8 protein-coding genes and 1 pseudogene are annotated in these 9545 nt (G+C 36.7%); 3 read left to right on the top strand and 6 right to left on the bottom strand.

The window, feature by feature from the left end:
• The 3 genes and pseudogenes from H280_RS23500 to H280_RS0111500 form a co-directional block, all read right to left on the bottom strand.
• Positions 1 to 183: pseudogene (locus H280_RS23500) on the bottom strand (IS5/IS1182 family transposase); the annotation flags it as partial.
• A 135-nt stretch (positions 184 to 318) separates the two neighbouring features.
• The gene (locus tag H280_RS0111505; protein WP_081625647.1) at positions 319 to 1293 is read right to left on the bottom strand and encodes an L-threonine 3-dehydrogenase; all 975 of its coding nucleotides are present in this window, start codon (positions 1291 to 1293) and stop codon (positions 319 to 321) included.
• Between the two features lie 34 nt (positions 1294 to 1327).
• On the bottom strand, positions 1328 to 2518 hold the full coding sequence (locus H280_RS0111500) for a glycine C-acetyltransferase (RefSeq protein ID WP_020061277.1): 1191 nt from the start codon (positions 2516 to 2518) through the stop codon (positions 1328 to 1330).
• Between the two features lie 310 nt (positions 2519 to 2828).
• Here H280_RS0111500 and H280_RS0111495 point away from each other — a divergent pair, with 310 nt between their 5' ends.
• Positions 2829 to 3560, top strand: coding sequence for a class I SAM-dependent DNA methyltransferase (locus H280_RS0111495; protein ID WP_020061276.1), 732 nt, complete (start codon positions 2829 to 2831; stop codon positions 3558 to 3560).
• A 38-nt stretch (positions 3561 to 3598) separates the two neighbouring features.
• On the opposite strand, the gene H280_RS0111490 is transcribed toward H280_RS0111495, so the two are convergent.
• Genes H280_RS0111490 through H280_RS0111480 form a run of 3 tightly spaced genes read right to left on the bottom strand, consistent with a single transcriptional unit; the run spans position 3599 to position 6537 of the window.
• Positions 3599 to 4417 (bottom strand): ABC transporter ATP-binding protein, encoded by an 819-nt coding sequence (locus H280_RS0111490; RefSeq protein ID WP_269208751.1) that lies wholly within the window; start codon positions 4415 to 4417, stop codon positions 3599 to 3601.
• Positions 4418 to 4477: 60 nt separating this feature from the next.
• On the bottom strand, positions 4478 to 5536 hold the full coding sequence (locus tag H280_RS0111485) for a FecCD family ABC transporter permease (protein ID WP_020061274.1): 1059 nt from the start codon (positions 5534 to 5536) through the stop codon (positions 4478 to 4480).
• Positions 5533 to 6537, bottom strand: coding sequence for a FecCD family ABC transporter permease (locus H280_RS0111480; protein ID WP_020061273.1), 1005 nt, complete (start codon positions 6535 to 6537; stop codon positions 5533 to 5535). The genes H280_RS0111485 and H280_RS0111480 overlap by 4 nt, the downstream gene beginning before the upstream one ends.
• A gap of 174 nt (positions 6538 to 6711) precedes the next feature.
• Between H280_RS0111480 and H280_RS0111475 the strand changes: the two genes are divergently transcribed.
• Together H280_RS0111475 and H280_RS0111470 are read left to right on the top strand one after the other, a co-directional pair.
• Positions 6712 to 7677 carry an ABC transporter substrate-binding protein gene (locus tag H280_RS0111475; protein WP_020061272.1) on the top strand — a complete coding sequence of 322 codons (966 nt, stop codon included), beginning with the start codon at positions 6712 to 6714 and terminating at the stop codon, positions 7675 to 7677.
• A 447-nt stretch (positions 7678 to 8124) separates the two neighbouring features.
• Positions 8125 to 9516: a peptide MFS transporter gene (locus H280_RS0111470; RefSeq protein ID WP_020061271.1), complete on the top strand. Its 1392-nt coding sequence runs from the start codon at positions 8125 to 8127 to the stop codon at positions 9514 to 9516.
• Positions 9517 to 9545 lie beyond the last annotated feature (29 nt).

Raw genomic sequence — 9545 nt, 5'->3', positions numbered from 1 at the left:
TAAAACAATTGGATGAATCGACGGTCTTCCATTGTTTGCGCAATAATAAGGACGTAATTTTTCTTCAATAAAATGAAAATCGATTGTTGCCTCAATGGCACGAAGGAAATGGTCTTGCGGAACTAACTCTTCTACAGAAATTGTTACGCGCTCATCACGATGATTTTTCAGCGCTCCCATCATGGGGCATCGCTCCTTTGCATCTTTTTTATCAGTGTTGACAGATGAAAAGATGTTCAGACACAAAAACAGGCTGTGGAGAAGGCTTTCTCCACAGCCTGAAGAACCGATTCAACACATTGAATCGGTTCTTCCCTATTAGCTATTCACTAGCTCAGTTGCTAATTTTTTTTTTAATTTCTCAAGCATATCTGCTGTCATTTTGTCTAAATCGTAGTCTGCTTTGAAGCCCCACTCTTCTTTTGCTGCTGTTGCATCAATTGAGTTTGGCCAGCTATCTGCGATTGTTTGACGAGCTGGATCAACCGCGTAATCCATCGTGAATGTTGGAATGTGTTTACGAATAGATGCCGCAATTTGTTCTGGCTCGAAGCTCATTGCTGTAATGTTAAATGCATTGCGGTGTTTTAACTTACTTGGATCTGCTTCCATTAACGAAATGATCGCTTGCAATGCATCTGGCATGTACATCATATCCATGTATGTTCCTTCTGCAATGTAAGAAGTGTACGCACCTTTTTTAATTGCTTCATAGTAAATTTCAACTGCATAGTCAGTTGTTCCCCCTCCAGGAGGTGCAACGTATGAAATTAAGCCAGGGAAGCGAACACCGCGCGTATCTACACCAAACTTTTGATAGTAATAATCACATAATAGCTCTCCAGCTACTTTGTTTACCCCATACATCGTAGTTGGACGCTGAATGGTGTCTTGCGGCGTATTATCTTTTGGCGTTGTTGGGCCGAATGCACCAATTGAGCTTGGCGTGAAAAACTTACAGTTTAACTCACGTGCCGCTTCTAACGCGTTTACAAGACCGCCCATGTTTAAGTTCCAAGCAAATAGCGGATTTTTTTCTGCCGTTGCAGAAAGTAATGCTGCTAAATGAATGATTGTATCCACTTCATTACGTTTTGCAATATCATGTAATTTTTGACCATCCGTTACATCTAAAATTTCAAATGGGCCAGATTTTACAACTTCGCTATCTGTTTCACGAATATCTGTTGCAACAACGTTTGATGCACCGTATACATCACGAAGTTTCGTTACAAGTTCAGAACCAATTTGACCTAAAGAACCGGTTACTAGAATTTTTTTCATTTTCCCCACTCCTCATTAGCAAGCTTTCATAGATGTAAATGCCTTAAATAATACCCATTTCTTTTCCAACTTTTTCGTACGTGCGAATTGCTTCATCAAGCATTTCTTTCGTATGTGCTGCTGTTGGCATATTACGAACACGTCCTGTTCCTTTTGCTACAGTTGGGAACACAATTGACTTTGCGTATACGCCCTCTTCGTTTAGACGTTGGCTAAATTGTTGTGTTACTACTTCATCACCAATAATACACGGTGTAATTGGTGTTTCACTTTCACCAATGTTAAAACCAAGCTCTTTTAAGCCTTGTTTCAAATAACGACCATTTTCCCATAAACGGTCATGCAGCTCAGTGCTTTCCATTAAAATTTCAATTGATCTCATACAAGCCGCTGCATCAGCTGGTGTTAACGCTGTTGAGAACAAGAATGGACGAGAGCGAACTTTTAACCAATCGATTAAGTTTTTCTTACCAGCAACATATCCACCGATTACACCAATCGCCTTCGATAATGTTCCAATTTGGAAATCTACTTTATCAGATAGTCCAAAATGTTTTACTGTACCAGCACCTTTTCCAAGTACACCAGAACCGTGTGCATCATCAACATACGTCATTAAATCTAGCTCTTCTGCAATTTCAACGATTTCTGGTAGTTTTGCTATGTCGCCATCCATTGAGAATACGCCATCTGTAATAACCATTAATTTATTGTAAAGACCTGATTCTTTCGCTTCGATTGCTTTTTTACGCAAGTCTTCCATATCAGAATGTTTATAAACGATAATTTTTGCTCTTGATAAACGGCTACCATCAATAATAGATGCATGGTTTAATTCATCTGAAAGAATCGCGTCATTTTTATCCATAACAGCTGAAATCGCTGCCATATTACAATTAAATCCAGATTGATATGCAATTGCTGCTTCAGTATGTTTAAACTTTGCAATTGTTTCTTCTAATTTAATGTGCAAATCAAGTGTACCGTTAATTGTACGAACAGCCCCTGCACCAACACCATATTTATGAATCGCGCCGATTGCTGCTTCTTTTAAACGCTCATCTGTTGCTAACCCAAGATAGTTATTTGAAGATAAGTTAATATATTCTTTTCCGCCAATTGTAATGATTGGTCCATTCGAACTTTCAAGCGGATCAATAACGTTATAAAGCCCCTTTGATTTTAAATCCTCTAGGTTTTCTACTAAAAAATTGTCAAGTGTTTTGCTAGACATCGTGAAACCTCCCTATCGTTCATATAAAGAAAGTATTTTCCTATATAAATCCTAATTAAAAAGGACATAAAAGCCTTTTTCTACCACATGCGAATTAAAAGCAAGTGCAGCAATCTTTATGTCAAAAAATTAAAATGGATTCATAATAATACCTCTTTACAAGCTTAACACGTTTCAAAAATTTATTATAGGAAAATAGTTTAAAGTAAACGCTTTCATTTATTGATTATATCTTATATAATGTCGGAAATCTATTATTATTATTTAGATTTTGGTAGAATAAAAAAAACGTTTTCAAGGAGAGGATACAATGTCTTATACAGAATCTGATGTTTACAATGAGTCCTTATTTTTTGAACAATATATGAAACGCAGGCATCGCACTGATAGCCCAAACGATTCGATCGAAAAGCCTGCTCTCTTACAATTACTTGGCCATATAAAAGATAAAAGTATTCTTGATCTTGGCTGCGGTGATGCACAATTTGGAGTAGAGCTACTACAGAAAGGTTGTCACTCTTATACCGGCATTGAAGGCTCTCATCGTATGCATGAAGAAGCTCAGAAACAATTACAACATACAAATGGAATTGTTCACCTTTTAAACCTCAAAGACTATACATACCCATCTTCTACTTTTGATATCGTTACATCTAGACTTGTCCTTCACTATATTGAACATATTGATGATACTTTCAAACAAATTTTTCAAACGTTAAAACCTGGGGGGACTTTCGCTTTTAGTGTTCAACACCCCGTTATCACCTCTGCATTCGAAAGCTTGCAAACTACTGGAAAACGAACAAGTTGGCTTGTTGATGACTATTTTCAAACTGGCAAACGCGTTGAGCCATGGATTAATGAAGAAGTGATTAAATACCACCGAACAATTGAACAATACTTCCTATCTTTACAAAAAGCTGGTTTTACGATTACTAGTTTACGCGAAGCAACACCAGAGTTGCAGCACTTTCAAAGTGAGGAAGAATATAACCGCAGACTGCGCATTCCTTTGTTTCTATTATTTTCGTGTACAAAGTAAAAAGGCGATGAATCATCATCGCCTTTTTACTTTTCCTTTTAATTAATCGCTTGCGGAAGTATACGTCTTCCCTTTCCTTGCGGGATACAAAGCGGTGTACCGAATAACGGATCTGTAATAATTTCACACTTCATACGAAAAACATCACGTACAAGTTTATCATTAATAATATCTTCTGGTTTGCCTTGTGCATAAATTTGTTTATCACGAATTGCTACAATATGATCTGCATAACGACAAGCTAAATTTAAATCATGAAGCACCATTACGATTGTGCGTTGCTCATTCTCATTTAACTCAAATAATAAATCAAGCACTTCAATTTGATGGGTCATATCTAAATATGTTGTTGGCTCGTCTAATAAAATGATATCTGTATCCTGAGCAAGTGTCATTGCAATCCATGCACGCTGACGTTGTCCACCAGACAATGCATGAACATCTCGTTCTGCAAATTCGGTCATTCCCGTTGCAGTTAATGCTTTCCATACCATTTCTTCATCTTGCTTTGACCATTGTTTTAACCATGTTTGATATGGATAACGTCCTTGCTTAACAAGCTGAAGAACAGTTACCCCTTCTGGCGCTTGTGGACCTTGTGGTAAAATTGCAAGCTGACGAGCAATTTGCTTCGTTTGCATATTTTGGATAACTTGATTTCCTAATAAAATATCTCCAGATGCAGGTTTTAATAACCGTGCAAGCGAACGTAATAAAGTAGATTTTCCACAGCCATTTGAACCTATAAAAATGGAAATTTTTCCTTTTGGAATTTCTAAATCTAATTCATCTATAATAATTGTTTCACCATAAGACAACGTTAATGATTTTGTTTCTAATGCTTTTTGCATGTTTATCTTCCTTTACTCCGTTTTTTTTATAGATAGTAAATCATCTATGTATATTTTTCTTTACCTTTATGAATTTCGACTTTTATAAAGTAAATAAATAAAATATGGAGCACCGATTGCTGATGTAAATACACCTGCTGGTACTTCAAGCGGAGCAAAGACTGTGCGCCCAATTAAATCTGCAGCAAGTACTAAAATCGCACCTACAACAGCTGCTACTGGAATTAACGCACCATATAAAGAACCTACTAACCTTCTTGAAATATGTGGTGCCATTAAACCAACAAATCCGATTCCACCTGCAAAGGCAACCGCTCCTCCAATTAACGCTGTACTAAGGAGCAAGAGGAAAAGACGTGATTTCGTTAAACGAATACCAAGTCCGGCAGCAATATCATCACCAAGTTCTTGTGCATTTAAATGTCTCGCAGCTATAAATGCAACCACTGTTAAAATAAGAACCCAAGGTGCTAACACCCCTACGTTTTGCCAGGAAGCTCCGTAAACAGTACCGGTAATCCACACATTGGCTTGGCTCGCTTGGTAGATTGGTGCTAGCAACATAAATAATGTTGTCGCTGCCTTCGTTAGTGCCCAAAATCCAACACCAATCAAAACAAGACTAATCGGCGATAATCCATCATTTCTCCACGCAAATAAATATACAAAAACTGCAACGATGGTTGCCCCAATAAAGGCCGCCAACGGCATATAATGGATGCTTACTGTTAATGCATTGTTTTTATCACTAAATATAGCTAGGAATAATACAACTGCTACACTTGCCCCGCCCGTAATGCCAATAATATCAGGAGATGCAAGCGGATTTCGAACGAGCCCTTGTAAAATACATCCGGCTACAGCAAGAGCTATTCCTACAAGAATTGCAATGAGAATACGTGGCATACGAAACTTATTTACAACCATACTAGACATTGCATCACCGTTTCCAATAATTGCTTGCCATACATCATATGGAGCTACTTTCATCTCTCCCATACCCGCACTTGCAAAAAATAATCCGATTAAAACAACTAATAAACCTAACAAGACGAAACAAGCTCGTTTATACATTAAAAACGAGAGACCATCTTTTCCTATACGAAACGGAATGTACTTCTTCATTTGCTAAGTCCTCTCTTACGTGCTATATAAATAAAGAATGGTGCACCAATAAATGCTGTCATAACCCCTACTGGTACTTCTTGTGGCATAATCACATATCTCGCAGCAATATCTGCAAGTAATAACAAAATGGCACCTAACAATCCACTATACGGAACTCTCCAACGATGATCTACACCGACAAGAGCTTTTGCGAAATGAGGGATAATAATTCCAACAAATCCAATTGGTCCTGCAACAGCAACCGATCCACCTGACAATAAAACAACAATAAGCAGTACAAATGCCTTCATCATCACTGTTCGTTGTCCTAGCCCTTTCGCTACATCTTCTCCCATCATTAGCGTGTTCACTTTCCCTGCCATCAAGAGAGAGGCAATCCAACCAACTAATAAATAAGGAAATACGGATTGTAATACTTCTAACTTTCTCCCTTGTACAGAACCAGCAAGCCAGAACAACACTTCTTCTAACGCTTTTTCATTTAATACAAGCAGTCCCTGTGTTAAAGAAGAGAATAAGGCACTTATCGCTACCCCTGCCAATGTTAACTTAAGGGGAGTTGTCCCTTCTTTTCCTAAAGAACTAGAAGCAAATACAAGCGCGGCAGCAACTGCTGCACCTAAAAAGGCAATCCACGTAAATGCTGACAAAGATGAAGTCGAAAAAACAACAATCGCTACAACTATGAAAAAGGCAGCACCTGAGTTTAATCCGATAAAATCCGGAGCAGCGAGTGGATTTTTTGTTAAAGTTTGCATAAGGCAACCAGCAATGGCTAAACTAGCCCCGACACTAGCGGCAATAAGCGCCCGAGGTAAACGTACATTTTGAATAATAATATGTTCATTCGAACCATTGAAATGGAAAAAAGCATCCAATGCTAATCTCCCACTTGTATTTGTATATCCCAAAATAATACTCCCCCAAATACAAGTAATAACTGCAATGATTCCAACAAATAATCCAACCCATTTTGCTTGATTTGTTTTTAATAACATGTAACGTTTCTCCTTTAATACATAATGATACGTTGTTAGTGTATTGTAACTTAATTCGCAGCATCAATGATAGTAATAATTATTTTCAATTGCACCTATTGACAATCTATTTATAACCCCTTAATATCAACTTTGTTAATTGAAAAATATTCTCAATATCTAGGAGGATACATAATGAATTTCATCAAACAAAAATCATTTGCATTATTTGTATTCGTGTTGTCCTTTACCCTTCTTTTAGGGGCATGTGGGAAATCAGATAACAAAGCTGAGCCTAAAAAAGAAGAAAAGAAAGAAATGATTACTGTAGAACACGTAATGGGTAAAACAGAAGTTCCTGCTAATCCAAAGCGTGTCGTTGTTTTAACAAATGAAGGAACAGAAGCTTTACTTACCCTTGGGGTAACACCAGTTGGTGCTGCTGAAGCACCGACCGGTAACCCATGGTATCCACATACAAAGGATAAACTAAAAAGTGTAAAAACTGTCGGTACTGAGCTTCAACCTAATGTAGAAGCAATTGCTGCTTTAAAACCCGACTTAATCATTGGTAATAAACTGCGTCACGAAAAAATATACGAGCAATTAAAAAGCATTGCTCCTACTGTTTTCTCAGAAACACTACGCGGTGAATGGAAAGATAATTTTAAGCTTTATGCAAAAGCAGTGAATAAAGAAAAAGAAGGTCAACAGGTACTAGCTGATTACGACAAGCGTATAAAAGACTTAAAAGGTAAACTTGGAGATAAAGTAAATCAAGAAATTTCTATGGTGCGTTTTATGCCTGGTGATGTTCGTATTTATCACGGAGATACATTCTCTGGTGTTATTTTAAAAGAACTTGGTTTCAAACGTCCTGGTGATCAAAACAAAGATGACTTTGCGGAACGGAATGTATCTAAAGAGCGCATTTCTGCAATGGATGGTGATATTATCTTCTACTTCACATATGATAAAGGGAACGAAAAGAAAGGTTCTGAATTAGAAAAAGAATATATCAACGATCCTTTATTCAAAAACTTAAATGCTTCCAAAAACGGTAAAGTATACAAAGTGGACGATGTCATTTGGAATACAGCTGGCGGTGTAATGGCTGCGAACTTAATGCTAGATGACATCGAAAAACGATTTGTAAAATAAAGTGAAACTTCCATCGGTAGGGTTTCTTTATTCCCCACCGATGGAAAGCCTGCTCAATCAAGCTCTTACTGTTCAAAAGTGGCGGGATAAAATATCTCAATAAAAAACAACTTCTCTTTAATAGAAGTTGTTTTTTATTTTGTATTCTTATTCAAAATATGTTATATTCAAAAAGTATCCCTTATAATAATTTTGTATATCAGAAAAGTTTACCTAGTTAAAATTTTCTGATTAGTAATTATTTTATGTGCTTTCCGAACGGAAAATATTAGGATTGAAAACGCTTAATTTCAATTTTTTAGGGGAAAAATACGATGACGGAAGATGTTTTTATAGAATTTACAAAATTTTTTATTCTATTTCCATATAATACTATTGACTTCTAAATATTTTGTAAATTAAAATGATTACATAAATATCCGTTTAACAAGATTAGGAGGAATGAAAATGGATGCAGCTGTGAAGTTAAACAAAGCTGAAGAACAACAATCACCAAAGAAACATCCTCCGGGATTATATTTGTTGTTCTTTACAGAAATGTGGGAAAGATTTAGCTACTACGGAATGCGTAGTCTTTTAGTTCTATATTTAACGACTGCAGTTGTTGGCGGTGGATTAGGGTTTGACAAGGCATCCGCTGTACAACTTTATGGTACATTTACAATGCTCGTATATTTCACGCCAATTATTGGTGGTTGGTTAACTGACCACTTTATCACAAAACGCCATGCGATTACTATTGGTGGTGTCATCATGGCAATTGGTAACTTTGTTCTTTTCTCAATGAATACATCAACCGGCCTTTATTTAGGATTAGGATTATTAATTATCGGTAATGGATTTTTCAAACCAAACATTTCAACTCTTGTAGGTTCACTTTACGGTGAAAATGATAAGCGTCGCGACTCTGCTTTCACAATTTTCTACATGGGTATTAACTTAGGCGCTTTAATTGCACCGTTACTTTGTGGTTTCTTAGCAGAAGATTTCTTCACATCAACTGTTAACGGCGTTATGGTAAAAGGATACAAATACGGCTTCTTAGTTGCTTGTATTGGTATGATTATTGGTCAAGTTCTCTTTAACTTACTAGCTAAACGTTATCTTGGTGATATCGGAACAACAGTTGTTGGTAAAAAATCAAAAGATAGCACTGCAAAAGTGATCGAGAAAAAACCTTTAACAAAACAAGAAAAGAACCGCACTTGGGCAATCGTTATTTTAACTTGCTTCGTTGTCTTCTTCTGGGCAGGCTTCGAGCAAGCAGGTAGTTCTTTAACACTTTATACAGATAAATTTGTTGATCGTACTATTTTCGGATGGGAAATGCCAACTTCTTGGTTCCAATCTGTTAACCCATTGTTTATCGTTTTATTAGCACCAGTTGTTTCAGCGTTATGGGTAAAACTTTCTAAATCAAAAAATGGTGATTTAAAAATCCCAACAAAAATGGCATTTGGTATGATTCTATTAGGAATCGGTTACCTTGTATTAACATTAGCAGTTCTAAAAACAGGTAGTGATGAAGCTCATATTGCTGCAAAAGCAAACTTACTGTTCATCGTTATCACGTATGTATTCCATACAATTGGTGAGCTATTCTTATCACCAATCGGTTTATCTATGGTAAGTGCAATTGCTCCTGTAAAGTTAGCTTCTTTATTAATGGGCGTATGGATGGCTGGTACTGGATGTGCAAACAAGCTAGCTGGTATCTTAGCAGCTTACACACAATCTTTAGGTTATTTAGAAGTATTCTCAAGCATCGGTATTATCGTTATTATATTAGGCTTAATCCTTCTTATGTTCTCTAAAAAAATTGCACATATGATGGAATAAAGAAAAAGCGGAGAAATTTCTCCGCTTTT

Origin of the sequence: Bacillus sp. 123MFChir2 (assembly GCF_000383235.1) — a bacterium.
Taxonomy (GTDB): domain Bacteria; phylum Bacillota; class Bacilli; order Bacillales; family Bacillaceae_G; genus Bacillus_A.
This window is presented reverse-complemented; position numbering and strand designations above follow the sequence as displayed.

Coding starts and splice junctions, on each gene's coding strand:
- H280_RS0111500 (WP_020061277.1), bottom strand. CDS start 2,518: ATGTCTAGCAAAACACTTGACAATTTTTTAGTAGAAAACCTAGAGGAT.
- H280_RS0111495 (WP_020061276.1), top strand. CDS start 2,829: ATGTCTTATACAGAATCTGATGTTTACAATGAGTCCTTATTTTTTGAA.
- H280_RS0111485 (WP_020061274.1), bottom strand. CDS start 5,536: ATGAAGAAGTACATTCCGTTTCGTATAGGAAAAGATGGTCTCTCGTTT.
- H280_RS0111480 (WP_020061273.1), bottom strand. CDS start 6,537: ATGTTATTAAAAACAAATCAAGCAAAATGGGTTGGATTATTTGTTGGA.
- H280_RS0111475 (WP_020061272.1), top strand. CDS start 6,712: ATGAATTTCATCAAACAAAAATCATTTGCATTATTTGTATTCGTGTTG.
- H280_RS0111470 (WP_020061271.1), top strand. CDS start 8,125: ATGGATGCAGCTGTGAAGTTAAACAAAGCTGAAGAACAACAATCACCA.